General features: G+C 46.9%; 19 protein-coding genes. 4 read left to right on the top strand and 15 right to left on the bottom strand.

Going from position 1 to position 18909, the window contains the following annotated elements; genetic code table 11:
• Nucleotides 1-61 precede the first annotated feature (61 nt).
• The 3 genes from sstT to I3248_RS04915 all read right to left on the bottom strand — a co-directional run bounded on the left by sstT (nucleotide 62) and on the right by I3248_RS04915 (nucleotide 3631).
• On the bottom strand, nucleotides 62-1264 hold the full coding sequence (sstT, locus tag I3248_RS04905) for a serine/threonine transporter SstT (protein ID WP_025645409.1): 1203 nt from the start codon (nucleotides 1262-1264) through the stop codon (nucleotides 62-64).
• A gap of 216 nt (nucleotides 1265-1480) precedes the next feature.
• Nucleotides 1481-1957, bottom strand: coding sequence for a DNA polymerase III subunit chi (locus I3248_RS04910; RefSeq protein ID WP_238062751.1), 477 nt, complete (start codon nucleotides 1955-1957; stop codon nucleotides 1481-1483).
• A gap of 45 nt (nucleotides 1958-2002) precedes the next feature.
• Nucleotides 2003-3631 carry a leucyl aminopeptidase gene (locus I3248_RS04915; RefSeq protein ID WP_238062752.1) on the bottom strand — a complete coding sequence of 543 codons (1629 nt, stop codon included), beginning with the start codon at nucleotides 3629-3631 and terminating at the stop codon, nucleotides 2003-2005.
• Nucleotides 3632-4012: 381 nt separating this feature from the next.
• On the opposite strand from I3248_RS04915, the gene lptF reads away from it, so the two are divergent.
• Both lptF and lptG read left to right on the top strand, forming a co-directional pair.
• On the top strand, nucleotides 4013-5296 hold the full coding sequence (gene lptF / locus I3248_RS04920; protein ID WP_238062753.1) for an LPS export ABC transporter permease LptF: 1284 nt from the start codon (nucleotides 4013-4015) through the stop codon (nucleotides 5294-5296).
• A complete protein-coding gene (gene lptG / locus I3248_RS04925) occupies nucleotides 5296-6525 on the top strand; it encodes an LPS export ABC transporter permease LptG (RefSeq protein WP_238062754.1) in 1230 nt (409 codons plus the stop codon). Before lptF ends, lptG begins: the two co-directional genes overlap by 1 nt.
• Nucleotides 6526-6634: 109 nt before the next feature.
• On the opposite strand, the gene I3248_RS04930 is transcribed toward lptG, so the two are convergent.
• The 10 genes from I3248_RS04930 to recN all read right to left on the bottom strand — a co-directional run bounded on the left by I3248_RS04930 (nucleotide 6635) and on the right by recN (nucleotide 15080).
• Nucleotides 6635-7243 (bottom strand): methyltransferase, encoded by a 609-nt coding sequence (locus I3248_RS04930; protein ID WP_238062755.1) that lies wholly within the window; start codon nucleotides 7241-7243, stop codon nucleotides 6635-6637.
• Nucleotides 7244-7375: 132 nt separating this feature from the next.
• Complete coding sequence (locus I3248_RS04935) at nucleotides 7376-7813, bottom strand: MgtC/SapB family protein (RefSeq protein WP_238062756.1); 438 nt, start codon at nucleotides 7811-7813, stop codon at nucleotides 7376-7378.
• A gap of 476 nt (nucleotides 7814-8289) precedes the next feature.
• The gene (locus I3248_RS04940) at nucleotides 8290-8628 is read right to left on the bottom strand and encodes a DUF3817 domain-containing protein (RefSeq protein WP_238062757.1); all 339 of its coding nucleotides are present in this window, start codon (nucleotides 8626-8628) and stop codon (nucleotides 8290-8292) included.
• Nucleotides 8629-8929: 301 nt separating this feature from the next.
• On the bottom strand, nucleotides 8930-9868 hold the full coding sequence (xerD, locus tag I3248_RS04945; protein WP_238062758.1) for a site-specific tyrosine recombinase XerD: 939 nt from the start codon (nucleotides 9866-9868) through the stop codon (nucleotides 8930-8932).
• Between the two features lie 24 nt (nucleotides 9869-9892).
• Nucleotides 9893-11092, bottom strand: a complete 1200-nt coding sequence (locus I3248_RS04950; protein WP_238062760.1) for a class I SAM-dependent methyltransferase — start codon at nucleotides 11090-11092, stop codon at nucleotides 9893-9895.
• Between the two features lie 125 nt (nucleotides 11093-11217).
• Nucleotides 11218-11544, bottom strand: a complete 327-nt coding sequence (gene tusA, locus I3248_RS04955) for a sulfurtransferase TusA (RefSeq protein WP_201603822.1) — start codon at nucleotides 11542-11544, stop codon at nucleotides 11218-11220.
• 85 nt (nucleotides 11545-11629) lie between these two features.
• A complete protein-coding gene (locus I3248_RS04960; RefSeq protein WP_025645434.1) occupies nucleotides 11630-12097 on the bottom strand; it encodes a hypothetical protein in 468 nt (155 codons plus the stop codon).
• Nucleotides 12098-12137: 40 nt separating this feature from the next.
• On the bottom strand, nucleotides 12138-12686 hold the full coding sequence (ruvX, locus tag I3248_RS04965; protein ID WP_269117142.1) for a Holliday junction resolvase RuvX: 549 nt from the start codon (nucleotides 12684-12686) through the stop codon (nucleotides 12138-12140).
• Between the two features lie 50 nt (nucleotides 12687-12736).
• Nucleotides 12737-13300 (bottom strand): YqgE/AlgH family protein, encoded by a 564-nt coding sequence (locus tag I3248_RS04970; protein WP_201603816.1) that lies wholly within the window; start codon nucleotides 13298-13300, stop codon nucleotides 12737-12739.
• Between the two features lie 100 nt (nucleotides 13301-13400).
• The gene (recN, locus tag I3248_RS04975) at nucleotides 13401-15080 is read right to left on the bottom strand and encodes a DNA repair protein RecN (RefSeq protein ID WP_238062761.1); all 1680 of its coding nucleotides are present in this window, start codon (nucleotides 15078-15080) and stop codon (nucleotides 13401-13403) included.
• Between the two features lie 663 nt (nucleotides 15081-15743).
• Between recN and I3248_RS04980 the strand changes: the two genes are divergently transcribed.
• Together I3248_RS04980 and rlmB are read left to right on the top strand one after the other, a co-directional pair.
• Nucleotides 15744-16079 carry a pyrimidine/purine nucleoside phosphorylase gene (locus tag I3248_RS04980; RefSeq protein WP_025645440.1) on the top strand — a complete coding sequence of 112 codons (336 nt, stop codon included), beginning with the start codon at nucleotides 15744-15746 and terminating at the stop codon, nucleotides 16077-16079.
• Between the two features lie 311 nt (nucleotides 16080-16390).
• Complete coding sequence (gene rlmB / locus I3248_RS04985; RefSeq protein WP_238062762.1) at nucleotides 16391-17146, top strand: 23S rRNA (guanosine(2251)-2'-O)-methyltransferase RlmB; 756 nt, start codon at nucleotides 16391-16393, stop codon at nucleotides 17144-17146.
• Here the strand turns inward: rlmB and coaE are convergent.
• Together coaE and I3248_RS04995 are read right to left on the bottom strand one after the other, a co-directional pair.
• Nucleotides 17139-17834 (bottom strand): dephospho-CoA kinase, encoded by a 696-nt coding sequence (gene coaE, locus I3248_RS04990; protein ID WP_238062764.1) that lies wholly within the window; start codon nucleotides 17832-17834, stop codon nucleotides 17139-17141. The genes rlmB and coaE overlap by 8 nt on opposite strands.
• Before the next feature lie 153 nt (nucleotides 17835-17987).
• Nucleotides 17988-18887, bottom strand: a complete 900-nt coding sequence (locus I3248_RS04995; protein WP_238062765.1) for an A24 family peptidase — start codon at nucleotides 18885-18887, stop codon at nucleotides 17988-17990.
• Between the last annotated feature and the right edge of the window lie 22 nt (nucleotides 18888-18909).

Here is an 18909-nt window from a genome sequence, read left to right on the forward strand (position 1 = left end):
CACCTGAGTGCCCTTTTCTTGTCCTTGAGTTTTGATTAAAACGTCGTTAAAGCTTAATACGCTAACGGGCGTATTTGGGATCAGCAGCAGCGGTGAATAGTATATCGGTTGACGAGTTAAGCGCTGTCTCTGCAGAGTCTTGAATGACGCCAATAATAAAGCCAACGGCCACCACTTGCATCGCAATATCGTTAGGAATGCTAAATAGACTTGCGGCCAATGGAATGAGCAGTAATGAGCCGCCAGGTACGCCCGACGCGCCGCCAGCACTGACTGTCGCCACTAAGCTTAGTAGTAAAGCGGAGGCAAAGCTGACCTCAATACCCAAAGTGTGCGCAGCAGCTAAGGTGAGCACATTAATGGTAATCGCCGCACCGGCCATGTTAATAGTAGCACCGAGCGGAATGGTGACTGAATAAGTATCTTCGTGCAGACCAAGCTTGTGAGCCAGGTTCATATTCACAGGAATATTAGCCGCTGATGAGCGGGTAAAAAAGGCGGTAATACCAGACTCACGCAGGCAAGTCAGTACTAGCGGATAAGGGTTTTTGCCGGTTTTGACTAATACAATTAAAGGGTTAGCAACTAGAGCGATAAACAGCATACAGCCAACCAATACCATCAAAATATTGGCATAGCCTTTTAGCGCCTCAAAGCCTGTTTCAGCGACAGTATTGGCGACCAACCCTAAGATACCAAAAGGTGCGAGGGCAATGACCCATTTGACCACTTGTGATATCGCATCAGCAAAGTCGCTTACGACACCGCGCGTAGTGTCACCAGCTTGACGCAGCGCAAAACCGATAATAATCGCCCATGCTAAGATACCGATATAGTTGGCATTCGCTACAGCATTGACAGGATTGGCCACTAGGCTCATGAGCAAGTTGGTTAGCACCTCTTTTAGATTGGCAGGCGGTACTTGCTCGATATTGGCATTGACTAGGACCATCTCAATCGGGAACAAGAAGCTGGCACCAACGGCAGTCAATGCGGCCAAAAAAGTGCCAAACATATACATGATAAGGACAGGTTTGACGTAGACCTCATCACCACTGCGCTGCTTACTGATAGCGGCTAACACTAATACAAACACGAGTATAGGTGCTACGGCTTTGAGCGCGCCGACAAATAAAGTTCCTAATATTCCTAAAGCTATACCAGCGCTAGGGGCCAGCCAGCCAATCAGTACACCCAGCACCAGACCGACGATAATAAGCGGCACTAACCCTATCCGTTGATACATTGCTATCAATGAACGCATCTTTATCCCTCTAATAAACGATAATCAAAAAATACAAAGCCTATAATAATCGAAAGATAGTAGCATTTTTTGTGATATTCACCTAATGCTCTGCGATATCGAGAGCGCAATAGCTAAGATGATAATCAACTATATAGATGTTTTAGATGCGCTCGAAGTAGAGCGACTAATGACACAGAAGGTTTTATTTGTGAAGATTAGCGGCTGTTAAAGCTTTTATACTTTAAAATGAGTGAGCTCATAATCAAGCTGTTGGTAGTGTTTATATTTATGACGGCCTTGGGCGACGCTAGCATCATCGGGTAGGATAATCTCTAGCAGACGGCTAGGCAGCGCGTTGCTCGTTGACGAGATATAATCATTGATGGGGCGGGGAGTGGTATTGATGACGATACCGCTAAAGTCTGACGGCAGCTGTGATGCTAAGAGCACAGGCGCTGCAGAATTTTTATCAGTACTCGCCGTCGCCTCACTATTGCTAGCGCTTAAGCGCTGATGCGGAATAAAGCTTGCCGCATCATTGGCCCATAACGCTTCATCAAGCTCGCTCAGCAGTTGTTCATTATCCGACAGAATAACCAGCGACTGTGTGCTCTTATTTAAAGCAGTTTGAGTGAGCTGACAAATAAAGCCCAAGAAATCTTGGGCTTTACTCGCGCTTAAGACATAAAAACTAACGGTTAGTTTTGACATGTTTGGTACTTAAGCCTTATGAAGTGTCTGATCATACAGCACTGTTTATGCCATATCGACGCTGTTTTTGAGATATTGCATAAATAGAGGGACTGGGCGACCGGTAGCGGCTTTTTCTTTACCAGAGTTCCATGCGGTACCAGCAATGTCCAAATGTGCCCATGCTTGGCCTTCTTCTACGAAGCGCGATAAGAAACAAGCAGCAGTGACGGCGCCGGCACCTTTACCACCGATATTTTGCATGTCGGCGATAGGTGAGTCAAGCAATGACTGATACTCATCATCTAACGGCATGTGCCAGATAAGATCACCTGATTGAGCGCTAGCATTTTCAAGCTCGAACAGTACGTCTTCATCATTACTAAACACCGCTGAGCGCACGTGACCTAAAGCGACGACGCAAGCACCAGTCAAAGTGGCCACATCGATGATCGCTTTTGGATTATAGCGCTGGATATAGCATAGAGTATCAGCTAGCACCAAGCGGCCTTCAGCATCAGTATTTAAGATCTCAACTGACTTGCCATTCATGGCTTTGACGATATCACCAGGACGCGTGGCTTCCCCTGACGGCATATTTTCAGCACAAGCGAGCGCGCCGACGACGTTAATAGGCAGACGCGCTTCACATAGCGCTTGGATAGTACCCAAGACTGACGCTGAGCCGCCCATATCAAATTTCATCTCATCCATCGCCGCGCCTGGCTTGATAGAGATACCGCCGGAGTCAAAGGTGACGCCCTTACCGACTAATACAATAGGGGCATCACTGTTGCTGCCTTTTTTCGTATTGGCTTTTAAAGGCAGCTTATCTGCAATCGCTTTTAGACCAGCTTTGGCAGCGCTGCTAGCGTTATCGCGATAACTGGCTGAATGGTTAGCGGTAAATTTCGACTTACCTTGATATTCCATAATCACCAGCTTGCCCTCGCGGACTGAGCCTCTAGAAACGGCTAAGAAGCACTCCATACCGAGCGCTGACATTTCTTCTTCACCTAATACAGTGACTTTTAGAATATCAGAGTATTTTTTGCCCAGCTCCTGCGCTTGCTCTGCCATATAAGCTGGGAAGCAAATGTTACCTGGCTCATTAGCGACATCGCGAGTCAAGCTTTGACCGACAAACACTGACTGCGCGAAGTCTAAAGCGGACTGCAAGCTATTATCAGCGAGCAAGTAGATATCAGTTAATACCGGCGTGGTTTGCTCTGATTTGTATTTATCAAAGCGATAAGTCGCTGCTAGCAGGTTCAGAGCAAATTGGCTAAACTCGTTTTCTTGTAGAGCATCGCCGAGCGCGATAGTTAAGGAGGCGACGCGTTTTTGCGTGGATTGATAAATGGTCTTAGCGATTTTTTGTAGTGCGCTGTGGTTGAGCTTATCTATGGCGCCTACGCCAACGATTAATAATTGTAGCGGATTGGCTTTAGTGGTTTTTTTATCACCCGCTAAGGCATAGTCAGCGACCGTTTCGCAGGCTTTGCCACTGAAATGTGAGACTGCCATCAACTGCTCAATACGCTCTTGATACTCTGTCAATGAGTCGCTTGCCAAGATGTTTTTGTTATTATCGACTAAGACCACTAAACAGCTCGAGTCTTTGTCTTTGGCTTCTTTTTTTAGTATTTTTTGCGTATGCGTTTTTGGCAGTTGTGCGGTTAGCTTAATATTCATATAGTTTTGTCCTTATTAGAATTATGAAAAACAAGAATGCTGAGCAAAGAAGGTCGTGAACCTCCTGAAGCTTATATGACAGTCTAACATATTGGTGACAGCGTGACTGTTCTGTAAGGGTTAGATAATGTTATTTGTGACTGTTTAGATAGAAAGCGTATCGTACTTTTACACACTTTTCACCGTCATTTTTTATAAAAACATGCTAGCATTAGCAGTTACGTTTGACGCTTATACTCGCTTTGCCATATTTACCAAAAACTATAAAAAAGCCAAAAGATCGCTTATGAGCTTGCACGATACGGATGTGTAACCACTTAACTTATCCTTGCAAACGCCAACCCTTATTTAAGAGTCCTAATTGTGATATTACGCCGCTACATGACCCGTCAAGTTGCCTCAACGACCGCTTTGGTATTGGGGTTTTTGGTAGTGATGATGCTCGGTGGCCGTCTGATACGTTATTTTGGGATTGCCGCTGAAGGCAACTTAGATATCAGCTTATTATTCACCATTATTGGCTATAATCTGCCTTACTTTTTAGAGCTTATTTTACCTTTGGCGTTTTTTATCGGTTTGATGCTCGTTTTTGGTAGGCTTTATGTGGATCAAGAAATGGCGGTGATTAATGCCAGCGGCGTCTCACGCGGGAAGTTAGCTCGGCTGATAACACCACTGATTTTGGCGTTGTTTGTGGGTGAGGCGGCTTTGTCTATAGTCGGCAAGCCTTGGGGAGTGCGCTCCTCAGAGACGATTTGGCAGCAGCAAGCTTTGACTAGTGCTTTTGATTTAATCCGCCCGAAAGAGTTTATCAGTAGCGGTAATTATCATCTGTATGTGGGCAGTCTGAGCGACGATAAAACCCAGCTGCAAGATGTGGTGCTGATTCAAACACAGCCCAAAACACAATCGGCAAAACCTGCCAATAATGGCGCTCAAAGTGTGTCAGCTCAGACACCCCAAGAGTCCGAATTGGTTGAGCGCTTGCCTATTGAGGATTTACCAAAAGAGCTGATTGATAGCGCCAATCGGGCTGCGAGTAAAGACACGATTACCTTGGCTCGCCGCGCAGAACAAGTAGAGAGCATTGCCGGCGGCGTTACTCAATTGGATCTGTTTCAGGGACGGCGTTATGAAGTCGGCGCTGGTAGCCTAAAATACAATCAGATCGGCTTTGATCGCTACCGTATTACTTTGACAGAGTCCGAAGAAGAGGTCGTCAGCGAAGACAATATCGAAACACAGGCGATCGGTCCCTTATGGCAAGCGGCAACAGGCAGTATGGCGTTCAGTACTAGCGAGGCTAGGCTCGCCGCCCAAGGCGAGCTTGGCTACCGCTTAGCACTGCCTTGGCTGATGATTATCGCGCCTATGCTTGCGGTACCGCTCGCGCAAGTACGTCCGCGTCAAGGACGCTGGCTACGATTATTTCCGGCCATCTTACTCTTTGTGAGTTGTGCGCTCGGTATCATCTCTTTAAAAAACGCCGTCGCTAAAGGCAATGTGAGCGTTTGGTCTTATGCTTGGTTGATAGTAGGGTTTATGGTGTTAGCACTTTATATGAATTGGGGCAGCCGTATCCAGCAACGACTGCGCTTTCGGTTGAGCGAAGATAAGCACGACGATTTAGGTTCTATAAATGACTCAAATACAGGAGCCTCATAATGCGCTCCTCACTGTTTGCCGCAAAAAATAAAGGCTTGTCATTGGCAAAGCCGCCCAGTCGACTAAAAGTGCTCGGCCGTTACGTCAAGCTTAACGCTTTGCTAGCGATTATCGCCGCGGTACTTGGGCTATGGGGCTTACAGGTGTTATTTTCTTACTTGTCTGAGCTTGATTCGCTCAGCGATAGCTATACGATGGGCGAGGCGCTCAAATATATCTTTTATCGCTCGCCTTACTTTTTAGAGCAGTTCATTCCGACGGGCGCGCTGCTTGGCGCTGTGGTGGGTCTTGGACTATTGGCTAATAAGAGCGAGCTTGTGGTCATGCGCGCCTCAGGCGTCAGCGTCTATCGTATCGTGGGCTGGGTACTCCAGCCGGCTTTATTATTCGTCATCTTAGCGTTGTCTATTAACCAGTTTGTATTACCTACGAGCAACCAACTGGCCGATGAGATTAATGATGACGACAGCAGCGCGCTGATTACCTCAGTGCGCGGCTACTGGACCATGCAGCCAAGTTTTAGTAGTGTAAACGTAAACAGCGCAGACGATGAGACAACACTGCAAGCGAATGGCAGTGACATTCTCTACATTGATTATGCGGATGTACAAGGCAATATCGGTGAGGTCAAGCGTTGGCATTTGGATAAGAATGGCAACCTACAAACCGCTATCCGTGCTGAAGGCGGCCAGTATACAGGACGTCAGCTGATTGGGCGCACAAGCGATAATAAAGACGAGCAGTATCGCTATGACTGGCAACTCAATAACATAACGAGGCTGACGATCAATCAAGGCTTTCAAAGCAGTCAACAGCTCGCTACTACAGATACCTTGAGTCTACCTTTTGCGCCTGAATCGGTGTATCTGCTGACCCGCGATGCCGAAGATTTGTCCTTGACCCAGCTATACGCACATCGTCAGTTTATGCAGCAGCAGGGTAAGCGGTCATTGACTCACGAGCTGGCGTTTTGGCAAAAACTGCTATCTCCGCTGTCAATATTATCGCTGGTGATCGTCGCGTGCTCCTTTGTCTTTGGCTCACTGCGCACTCATAGCTTAGGTCTACGTATCGTTGTTGCCTTGCTGTTCGGGCTACTGTTTAGCTATATTCAAGACTTAGTTGGATTTGTGTCGTTAGCCACAGGGTTTTCGCCATTTTTAATGGTGCTACTGCCAGTTATTGCTAGTGCGGTGCTTGGAGGCTATTTACTAAAGCGGCAAATGTAGCTGGCCTATGTAGCCGGCGAAATGAACCACTCAAAGCAAAATCCCGCTAATACTGTCTCGTTTTAGCGGGATTTTACTGAGTGCGGTTTATTTCTATTAAGCGTAAAAACTATTCTTTCACCGCCATAGTAATGGTATAAGTCTTGCCTTGCTTGACCTTATCGCTATTACCGAACACCTCGGTAAATGAGCGCTTCATAAACTGACGTAGGCCATTGATCGTCACCACATAAAAACGCCCGCCCTGACGCATCCGCGCATAAGCATCGAGGAAGTACAGATAATGCTGCTCTTTACCGACCTTGGCCGGTAAGTTTGACATGACGAGGCTAAAGTTTTTGTCCGCCGCCACTTGGTTAAAGCCGTTTGATAAATGCACATCGACATTGCTAAGAGCGTTTTTTTCGCAGTTACGCCGCGCATACTCCACCGCCATAAAATCCTTATCAATCAGCGTATGCTGACCATTCGGGCACTCGCGCGCCGCAGTCATGCCAAGCACGCCGTAGCCACAGCCTAGATCTATCGAGTCATCATCAGCCTGAAAATCGACGTGATCGAGTAGCATCAAGCTACCATCATCGAGCTTTTGCGGCGAAAATATACCCCAAGTCGTCACAAAATCAAAAGGCTTACCTAGTACGTCATCCGTAAAATGTATATCTTCGCGCCAGTGTTTGGCTTTTTCTAATAACTCTGCAGGGGGCTGATGACTCATAACATTCTCGTATAGGGTTATAAAAAGGGTAGTGCGCTATCAGTATCTTACTCAAGATAAAGTACGCACGATATGACGAGTATTGTAACGGCAACCGCGATAAATTTCAGCGCCGATTGCGCAGCGCGTGCATTATTTTTGATGATCACTGGACTTGAACGGCTCAGAGAACTGCAATATCAAAAAGCTCACCACCGACAAAATAATCGCAATCTCATAACGACTATACGCAACTGAGATACCGATAGCGCCTGTGTTCCATAGTCCTGCTGCCGTCGCTGTTCCTTTGACACTGCCGCTACTCTTAAAAATAGCGCCACCACCGATAAAACCCATACCTGTAATAATGCCATACATGATACGCGCCTCGGCATCGCCTTCTGAATAGATGTCGCGGCCGACAAGCATAAAGGCACAAGAGGCGACAGTGACTAAGGGAAAGGTGCGCAGGCCTGCGCCGCTGTCTTTCATCTCCCGATTCAGCGCAACCGGTAAGGATAAGATAAAAGCAATCCCTAATTGAAAGAAATGATACTTCATCAAATCCATATCAATATCGAAGCCAAACATAACTCACTCCCTGTCCTTAAATGCTACATTCTCTAAATTTATTATAATCTCTAAATTCATTATAAAGAGTGTAGCGATAACGGTGTCTGTTTTCAGTTAGGAAGCGTTAAACGAGAGAGGTATGTATGGCATAAGCATGAGGAGCTTATCCTGCTATCCGCTTGTATCTACCTTGCCACTGGCGTGCGGACTATCGTGTCTAGCGCTGTTCCTGTTACCTCGAGACCATCCCTAGCCACAGTCCGCATTGCCAGCGTCTGCGACAGGATACCGCTACTATCAGGGCTAGCGGTAACACCATGTTCTTGCTACTATTAAACGTAGTTAGGGTTATGCTTTCTTTAAAAACGCTACTGCTATAACACGTAGAGTGGGTTAGCGAATGCGTAACCCACCAAATCCAAAACAATCAAAAAGGTGGGTTACGTCTTGACTGCGCTCTTTAAGAGCTTGACAAAACTAACCCACCCTACAAACTACCATCCCAACCTTTTCTTTAAAACATGATCAAACACAAAAGGCCCAAAAGGTAAAAACGAGCCGAGAACCCCAGCAGGTAGTGCCCAAAGCGGCATTTTAATTTTGCTCGCCGCAAACAGCAACATCAAGATATAAGCGATAAATAATACGCCATGCGCCATGCCAATATATTTCACTGCCTCAGGAATGCCAAACATATATTTTAGCGGCATGGCGATGCCTAGTAATAATAAAAAAGACGTGCCTTCTAAATAACCTAAAATAGTTAGGTTCTTAAGTATAGAGTTTTGCGACTTTGTTAGCACAGGCAGGGTAGAGGATTGCGCGTATGACATTATTTGTTCCAGTTAGGATAATGAAGAATGGGTTTGTTTTATCTCAGGTAGGGTGTTTTCGAATAATGGGTAAGTCTTTGTAGGCTGGGCTTTTAGCCTAGCGAATACGTGAGTTAAGCTAATACACTAAAATTATTTTTCTATATAAAAGTAAATTAGCGAGTAGGGTGGGCAACAGCGTAACCCACCAAGTTTAGAATACAGTTATAAGAAAGGTGGGTTACGTTTTAACCGCATTCTCTTCGAGAATTTGTTAAGTCTAACCCATCCTACACCAAGCTTTTACCCTCTCTTCAATACTCTAGCCGCGTGGATGGTGCTGCGCATGCAGTTTTTGCAATCTTGCTGTCGCCACATGAGTATAAATCTGCGTCGTCGATAAATCACTATGGCCTAATAACAATTGTACGCTACGCAGATCCGCGCCATGATTGAGCAAATGAGTAGCGAAGGCGTGGCGTAGCGTATGCGGGGAGAGCTCTTTATCAATGCTAGCGACTTTGGCGTACTTCTTGAGCAAGTACCAAAAGTTCTGCCTAGTCATATAGCCGCCTTGCGCGGTCAAAAACACCGCTTGGCAGTTACCTGATTTTAGATGAGCGACCAGCTCGCCGCGACCATGACTCAAATAATCTTCCAGCGCGTCCGCTGCATATTCGCCTAGCGGTACGAGACGGGTCTTATTGCCTTTACCGGTGATTTGTAGCCAGCCGGCGTTGAGATTGACTTGCTCAAGCGCAAGATTAATCAGCTCACTAACGCGTAGACCACACGCATAGAGCACCTCTAGCATGGCTTTGTCGCGTAGACCGAGTGCGGTGCTAGTATCAGGCGCGGCAAGCAGGTTATCGACGTCCGCTTCCGCTAAATCTTTGGGCAGCGGTCGTCCCAGCTTAGGGCTTTTGATACGCTCGCAAGGGTTGTCTTCGCGTAGATTACTGGCGATCATCCACAAGTAGAATTGGCGCAGACTTGAGAGCATTCGCGCTTGCGTACGCGGCGTTTTACCCTCGGCTGCAAGCTGTGATAAGCAGTGCAGCACCTCATCGGCTTGCCACTGGGTCAGTGCTTTGTGATGAGTCAGCTCACAGCTTCGCAAGTCGCGGACATAAGCGTTACGCGTACGAGTCGCTAAGCCGCGTGCGAGCATCGCTTGACGAAACTCCGTCAGGTAAGCTGGCTCGTCATCGACGGCAAGCGCTTTGGGCTGACGTTGTTGTACGGCGCGGTCACGGCTCATAGAAGGGTACTCGATAATAAAATACTAAACACTTTGCAAACACCATAGCGAAGTAATTTCACTACTACGCGCTGTGTATAAAGGGTCAGACTTATCCTGACTACGACCGTGCTTGGGCTGAGTATCGAGACGATATTTCACTGCTAAGCCAGCATCTGCAATCCACCCCAATAACTCATCACGACTACGTAGCTGTAAGTGCTCGGCTAAGTCTGACAGAATGAGCCAAATCTCGCCATGCTGAGCTAAGTGCGATTTTGCGCCCTGCAAAAACCCTTTTAACATTGCGCTGTTAGCATCGTAGACCGAATACTCTAGTGGTGAGGTCGGTTTAGCTGGTAACCAAGGCGGATTGCAGACAATTAGATTGGCGAGTGGCGCGTCGGTTGGGAATAGATCGACTTGTTGCAAGTGTACATGAGCTAGCCCTTGGCGCTCGAAGTTATCTTGGGCACAGGTTAGCGCACGTGGGTTTACATCCGTCGCTATGATCTGTTTGATACCGCGCTTTGCTAAGATAATAGCCAGCAAGCCGGTGCCGGTACCTATATCATAAGCGACATCGTAAGCTTTGGGCAAAGGCGCATCGAGCAATAGTGGCACGTACTCATGACGAGTCGGCGCAAATACCCCGTAGTGTGGATATATAGATAAGCCGAGCGCTTTGATCACTACGCCTTTTTCGCGCCAGCCAGCTGCTCCTAATGCGCCTTGCAAGTCGCGAAATGACAGCACACATGACTCATCCTCTTTATCCAGTGGGCCAAAAGCGGCTAAGCAAGCATTACTCATATCAGGCGCACGGCGTAACGAGCTGACATAATTAGCATCTAGCTCTAATAGTAAGCGACTTAAGATACGCGAGCGCTGGGCGGTCATTTGACGCTGCTGGTGAAAGAGATTTGGTAGGGTTTGGGAGTCTGATTCAGTTGAGTTTTTGGCTTTATTAGCAGCTTTTCTTGACTTGCGTTTGGCAGAATTATTTTCAGTACGCTCAATGCGCCGAGTGATGGCCTGCAATAGTTGCCGCGCATTATGAAAGTCGCCGCGATAGAGCATAGACGTACCAGCGCAGGCTAATCGATAAGCCTCATCGGCAGTGGTTTGGTCATCGACGATGACTATTCGCCTAGGCGCAGGATGATCGCTAGCCGACAGCCAACGAGCCAGGTGTGAGGTGTCGTTCTCGTGCCACTCTACATATTTTTTTTCGGTTAGTAACACATGATGTACCTTTTACTAATGAATGATGTTTTTAGGTGGCTTTAGTTAAACGACCTCAGTTTTGCGCGTTTGATAGTACTTATGATGGGGCTTTTAATAGTGCTTATGACTCCCGCTGATCTTAACTAAGCGCTTTTTTTCTTTACCAAGTAGCGATATAGGGTGGCGCTGGTTGGCGCATCATTATCGCTATCGATAGTGATTTCATCAGGATCCACTTCTAAGTTTATGTCTTCGGCTAAGGTTTCTTGACTCAAAAACTCATGACCCAAGTGCCGACAAAAGTTAGGAATATCGCGCGTTGTTGCCGGATCAGTGGCGAGTATTTCGATGACATCACCGCTATCGGCTTTGCGTATGGTGCGGTGCAGCATCATGACCGGCTCAGGGCATATCAGCCCTTGAGTGTCGAGATGGTGATTAATGGGCGTAGGCGTAATAGGAGTCGTCATAGTGATTTTTTAGTCATAAAAAGGTTAAAGAGGGTTTAAGCTATCTAATTTATAAAAAGTATTGCGACATTTTTTGAAGTCAAAATTAGCTTTGCTCAAGCGTTTCGGTTTCTTCTTCAGCTTGCAAAAAGTCAAAGAAACGCTTAAAGCTGACTTTGAATAAAAACGCCACTCCAAGCCAAGAAGCCAATCCTAACCAAGCGGTATCGGCGAATAATAAACCACCGAGTAATATAACCGTCGAAACCCCAATAGTCATAATTACCATTGACGATTGACTGAGGCGATAGCGGTAGATAATAAACGCATCATACAGGGTGATAGGAATGGTCAAAGCTATCAATATAAACGGTAAATTATAAAACAAGCGATACAGCAACTGATTGTCATGAAAGACTTTGATACTAGCAATAGTGCCAAAGACCACAAAAGCGACCAGCGCCGCGTAAATCATATAAATAGCGATTTTATTGGCTTGCTGTGCGCCTTTGATACGGGCGATAGCTAGCGGCGGTATGCCATAAGTGTTGGCTTGCTTGGGCTCAATGCTCATAAGGTCAGTTGCTTATCTATTAAGGTAAAAAAGGCGTGTATTAATCGGGTTTGATACTATCGATAGCTATTGCGCTGCTAGGATCGGCAAAATAAGTCGAGAGCAAAATACAAGCTGAGATGTCATCGATAGCGTCGCGCTCGTGGTCGATCCAGCCGTTCTCCCACGCTATAGCGCGTGCTTCTACTGACGTTAGACGCTCATCGCACAGACTCACCACGACCGGCATGTGCTGCTCCATCAGTCTATGCGCCAAACGGCGAGCGAACTTATGCGCGCGGCGTGAGAGCATCGAGCGACTACCATCCATATTCAGCGGTAGACCGATGATGACTTGAGTGACACCCCAAGTCTTGATGATGCCTATCAAATTATCCCAATCCGGCTGACCGTTATTCATGGCCAAGATATCAAAGGCGCGCGCGGTTTGGGTGATACTATTGCCTAGTGCCATGCCCATCTTTTTTACGCCGTAATCTAAGCTTAAAACAAGATGCGCTTTTGGTTGCACATCTAAGGCTGCCAGCGAGTTGCTGCTGTCAGCGTTTGCATTCTCTACAGCCAGAGGTTTATGTTCATTAATTGTCATACTATCTACCCTAATAAGCAATCTACCCTAATAAGAGCGTTTTTAACTGATCACGCATGACCAATATCACTACTTAGATAATCAAAGTTTACCCCAAGCTTATCAGCCGCTAGCTGCCAACGCGCATCAAAAGGCGCATCAAACAAAATATTAAGATCGGCGGGGCAGACGAGCCAGTCGCCATTATTGAGCTCATCTTCCAATTGTTTTTTGCCCCAGCTGGCGTGACCCAAACACAGCTGATAATGGCCGACGCCTTGACCGACAGCGATACGCTTGAGTACATCTTGGCTGGTGGTAATACAAACATTCTCTGATATGGCAAAAGAGGACGCCCACTGCGGCTGGCCGGTATGCAGTACAAAGCCAACCTCAGGGTACATAGGGCCGCCCTCAAGTGCTAAGTCTTCCATCACTTGTGGGTCGGTAACTTCGATGTTTAAGTCCTCTAGAAGCTTGCCTACGTTGGCTTTTTTTAGGGGACGATTGACCATCAATCCGAGCGCCCCATGCTTATCATGGCGACAGATATAGATCAGCGCCTGCTCAAACCTTGGGTCTGGCAGCTCAGGGGCCGCAATCAAAAAGTGATGAGTCAAATTTGTAGTAGACATAAATACAAGGACAACATAAAAGGGTAGACACTACTATATGGCGATGTTAACGCGAAAATCAATAAGGGTTTTTAGGTAAACGCTAGCGGTCTCAAAGCCGCTATTTGACGTCAGTTAGTAAGCTGCGCGCGTGATCGCGGGTGACCTCAGTGATGGTGACCCCACCTGACATTCTCGCCAGCTCATCGACTTGCGCGCTACCGGTCAAGATGACAAGCTCGCTTTGGGTCTGCTCGTGATGATGCTTTTGTACCAAGATATGCTGGTGTGCTTGCGCCGCCACTTGCGCTTGGTGGGTAATGGCGAGTAGTTGCTGAGTCTGCCCGAGGCTACGTAGTAACTCACCGACCACTTGCGCGGTACCGCCGCTGATACCGACATCGACTTCATCAAAGACCAGCATAGGTTTGGCGGCATTATTATCGCTACTGGTCGCTTGCAGCACTTGCATCACAAGCGCCATTCGCGACAGCTCACCACCTGAGGCAATCTTATGTAAGGGCTGCATCGGCATACCGACGTTAGCGCTAAACAGGAGCTCGATATCGTAGCAGCCTTGCGCATTGTAAGCGGATTCAGTTGGTTTTTTAGTAAACATAAACTCGCAGCGCGCATTAGGCAGTGCTAACGGCTGCAGCTGCGTCACTAGCTGCGCGCAGATAGTAGGCGCAGCTTGGGTCCGTGCTTTATGTAGGGCTTTAGCATTAGTGAGGTACTCTTGCCAAGCCTCTAAAATTTGCGCGGCTAACGCATCGCTTGTCGGCTCGTTTTCTAGCTGCTCTAGTTGCTGTTGCCACTCATGAGCTTCATTGATTAAATCACTAGCAGGCAAGCTATGTTTACGAGATAGACGATGACCGAGGCTGATTAGACTATCTAAAGTCTGCAGGCGCTCAGGATCGGGCAGTTGCTGCTCAGCGTAGTCCGTCAGCATCGCGGTGACTTCCGTGATTTGCTGCTGCGCTAGATGCAGCTGCTCAGAGGCTTGCTCAAAAGTCTGACTGACACCGAGCTGATTGTCACACAGCTTAATCGCTTGACCAAGCAAAGTCATCACATCAGGCTCATCACTATCATTATCGAGTAGATGTAGACCGTGACTGGCCTCTGACATCAGCGCTTCGATGTTTGACAGCTCTTCGTGCTCGGCTTCGATTTCACTATAATCAACGGCGAGTAGGGGCGCGATATCGGCCAGTTGACTTTGCAGCAACTGAATGCGGTCTTGACGCTGGGCGGCGCGGCTAGCAATCTCATCAGCGCGGCGCTTGAGCTGCTGATAATACTGATAGCTAGTCGCAGTCTGTTCAGCCAGTGAGGTGGTTTGTGCCATTGCATCTAACCACTGCACCACAAACTGAGGTTTTAATAGCGCTTGCTGGGCGTGCTGGCTATGGATATTTACTAATAATACGCCTAAGCTTTTGAGCTCCGCTAAGCTTACAGGCGCGCCATTGAGCCAAGCTTTTGAGCGGCCATTGTTACTCAGCTGGCGGCGAATGAGTACTTCAGGCTCAGCCAATTCGCGCCCGCCTGCCGCAAACCAGTCGCTAACGAGGCTATTATGAGTCACATCGAACTGCGCATAGATATCCGCGTGCGGCGCGCCATGGCGCACCATCGAGCTATCCGCGCGCTCGCCTATACACAAAGATAGCGCGTCGAGCAGTAGAGATTTACCCGCACCCGTTTCACCAGTGATAACATTGAAGCCTTCGGCAACGCTTAGCTCATGCTCAGCGATTAGCGCAAACTGGTACAAGGTTAATGATAATAGCATCAAAGCCTCTCATGGCAGACAATAATAAAGAGCGTAGCTCGCGAATAATACCTCTTCGTTAGCATACTAACGCAGTCGTTAGTTCGATGACAAAGAGCATTATTATAGGGGAATATAAGCCGATATCAGCAAATAGATACAATTTTATGAAGGCGTTTGCCTATTGTTAGGATACCGTCTTGGGCCTTTAGCGACTATAATAATTTTTGCTTATTTTACAATACTCTAGCGCTGACTAGCGACTTTTTTATTCTTAAAGATGATATTAAGGTAGTGCCTGTATAGTCGCAAGCTTAGACTCTACAAAGAGCAAGGGTTTGAATAAATTAACGAGATTTCATTGCCGCTTTAACAAACTTTATAGAAATAATGTGGTAGCATTATCTCATCAAAATACAAACGTACACTTTAATAATAGTTTATTAATAGTCATACCGAATCACAACTATCAAACTATAAAAATGGTAACACTGAGCACTAAAGTGCATCGTCGTTTATCATTGCCATTTAGAGTGGTCGTCTAGCAGTGTTGTCCTGTTGCTAGGCTGTGTTCATGGCCTTTGCGATTTGGTAAAGCAGGCACTAGTCATCGTCAGTCTATTAATATTTTGATGAAGCACTTATTTTTTAGTTTAGCAATAATTATTTGATAAGGAAGCCCCTATGTCAGCGGCAAAGTTTACCAATGTAACCGTCAATGCTCAGGCCACCATATCCTATGATGGACGGTGTTCTAGTCACACTATCATGTTTGAGAGTGGTCAACATAAGACCTTAGGGGTTATCCTTCCCTGCGACAGTAGCGTTGAACAGTACCACTTCAGCACTAATACCTCTGAGCGTATCGAAATCATCAGCGGTGAGTGCGAAGTCAAAATCAATGGTGACGAAGACTTTAGCTACTACCGTGCTGGCCAGTCTTTTGTAGTAGAAGGCAATAGCAGCTTTAATTTGCGTACCGAAGAGATTGTACAGTACGTCTGTCATTTAGAAGGGTAGGGGTTCTCATAAGCGTGAAGTCATTGAAAAAGTGGCAGGGTTTAGAACAAGGCTCAATTCACTTGGTTCAGTGACTTACCTTCACAGTGACTTAGTCTAATAAAGTCTAATAAATTAGCTTAATAAATTAATTCAATGACTTACTTTTAGTAGAAAAAATCAGTACATAAAAACCCGTGCATAAGAAAAGGCATATAAAATCAGCAAGGTTTTATCTGTCTTTTTTTATTTTGGTTATTGGCAAACAAAGCGTTACTAAGCGCTTGAGAGCCAGACTCATTTATTAGTGATATTATTCAACAGGTTCAATTATGGCAAAGCCCAACTACTTTTATGGTATTCATGCTATCGATGCCCTCTTAGAGCATCGTCCGCTAGATGCCTTAAGTCTATTCGTGCAGCAAGGCCGCGAAAGCGATAGCCATGTTGCCGCTATCATGGTAAGCGCGCAAGATAATGGCGTTAGCATTCAGCCCACACAAAAAGATAAGCTCACGCAGTTGTGTGGTAGCCCGCAGCATCAAGGTGTCGTCTTGCATGCAAGACCGTTGGCTTTTGCTGATGAAGCGGTGTTAGATACTGTAATAGCGCAGGAAAGCTGCTTATTACTGGTGCTCGATCAGATCACCGACGCTCATAACTTTGGCGCTTGTTTGCGTACTGCAGTGGCGATGGGCGTGGATGCGGTGGTTTGTCCTAAGCATCATGCCGCAAGCCTAACCCCAACGGTAGCTAAAGTCTCTGTTGGCGCCGCTGAGATGATGCCGATTATCAGCGTGACCAATTTGGCGCGTATGCTTGCTCAGATTAAAAGTGCTGGTGTTTTTGTCTTTGGCACAGCCCTAGATGAGACCGCAAAACCGATACATGAAGCGGATATGACCGGTAAGACGGCACTGATTATGGGCTCTGAAGGGGAAGGTATGCGCAGGCTGACGCTAGAGAGCTGTGATGAGCTGGTCTATATCCCAATGTCAGGCAACGCGCATGGTAATTTGCAAAGCCTGAATGTCAGCGTAGCGACTGGTATGGCGTTATACGAGATCAACCGGCAGCGCACTACTTAAGCTGCTGGGCTAGGGCAAGATAGGTCTGATGCAGAGGCTCAAGCTGCAAATGTAGCGCAGCGATATCACCATCATTAACGACGACATCATCAGCATGACTATTGCGCGCTTCACGGCTGAGCTGATTGGCCATAATGGCCTTAATCTTCGGCACACTTTGCGCGTCTCTTAAGCTTGCGCGTTCAAGTTGCGTGCCCTCGCTTGCATCAACGACTAAAATGCGCTGACATAGATTAGCCAGACCCGCTTCAGCGGCTTCTATCAGTAGCGGCGCTGATAGGATGATATACTCAGAAGTACTAGCGGCCAGCTGCTCTTTTGCCGCCTCTCTTATCGCCGGATGGGTAATCGATTCAAGCTCAATGAGCGCTTCAGGGTGAGTAAAGACATGCGTTCGCACGGCTGCGCGATCCATCTCTCCTTTTCCATTAATAACCCAATCGCCGAATTTTTTTTGAATCTTACGTAGAGTAGCGCTACCTTTAGCGACTACCTCATGCGCGATGACATCTGCGTCGATGATATCTATCCCTTTCGCTGCAAACCAATCGCTAGTCGCGGATTTCCCACTGCCTATACCACCGGTCAAACCGATGACTAGTTTATTATTTTTACGCTTATTTATAGTCTGCGGGCGAGCAGCAGAGTCGTGAGCGGGTTGCGAGAAGGAGCGGTCATTGATAGTCATAAAAGTAACTTAATTTAGCCAATAGAATAAAAAAGCGCGAATATCATTGAAGATAATATCCAAGCAAGAGCATGATGAGATTATAATCTTAACGGTTATAACGAGTAAGGATGTAGACATTGCTTTACTGTCTTGTAAGCCTAGCGCACGCCATCAGGCGTACATGCCCAAATACCAGTTGATGATGTCCGCTCCATATAATAAAGCGATAATGCCGGCAACAGCAATATAAGGTCCAAAAGCGAAAGGCTTACTTTCACCTTGCTTTTTCATCAAGATAATACCAACGATGGAACCCAATAAAGAAGATAAGAGAATAATTAAAGGCAGCATCATGGGCCCAAGCCAAGCGCCAAGTACTGCTAGCAGCTTAAAGTCGCCTTGACCCATGCCATGCTTTTTGGTGATGAGATAAAAGACTTTCACCACTATCCACAATGATAAAAACCCAAGTAATAAGCCCCAAATCGATTGCGGTGAACTCACAAACCAGCCTTGCGAGTTCACCGCAAGTCCCAGTCCTGCTAAGGGAAAAGTCAGCCTATCAGGCAGCAATTGGGTATCGAAGTCTATCCCCGTTAGCGCAATTAGCGTCCAGACCAGTATCAGTGCGGATAGGCCAGTAGCTGACACGCCAAAATGATAAATAACGAGTGCAGAGAGCAGGGCAGTTACTAGCTCCACAACAGGGTAGCGCACGCCAATACTCGCTTGACACTCAGAGCAACGGCCGCGCAGCGCCAGCCAGCTGACTAGCGGTATGTTCTCATACCACTTAATCTTATGAGCACAGTGCGGACAGCGCGACGCAGGGCGACTGAGAGTAATAGGCGTATCGTTTGCCACTGCTTGCGCCAAAACCGCCGACTGCTCAGGCATGATATCTGGCTGCTGCGACATAAATTCACTGCACTCTTGTCGCCAAGAATAAAACATCATCAGCGGCATACGATGAATCACAACATTCAAAAAACTGCCTACACACAGGCCTAATAACCCAAACACTATGAGCGCCGCGCTCATATTATTTTGTAATAATTCTAGCAATTGCATCAACACTGGCCTTTAAAGGGTT

It is taken from the genome of Psychrobacter sp. Ps3 (assembly GCF_022129275.1).
Classification (GTDB): Bacteria; Pseudomonadota; Gammaproteobacteria; order Pseudomonadales; family Moraxellaceae; genus Psychrobacter; species Psychrobacter submarinus.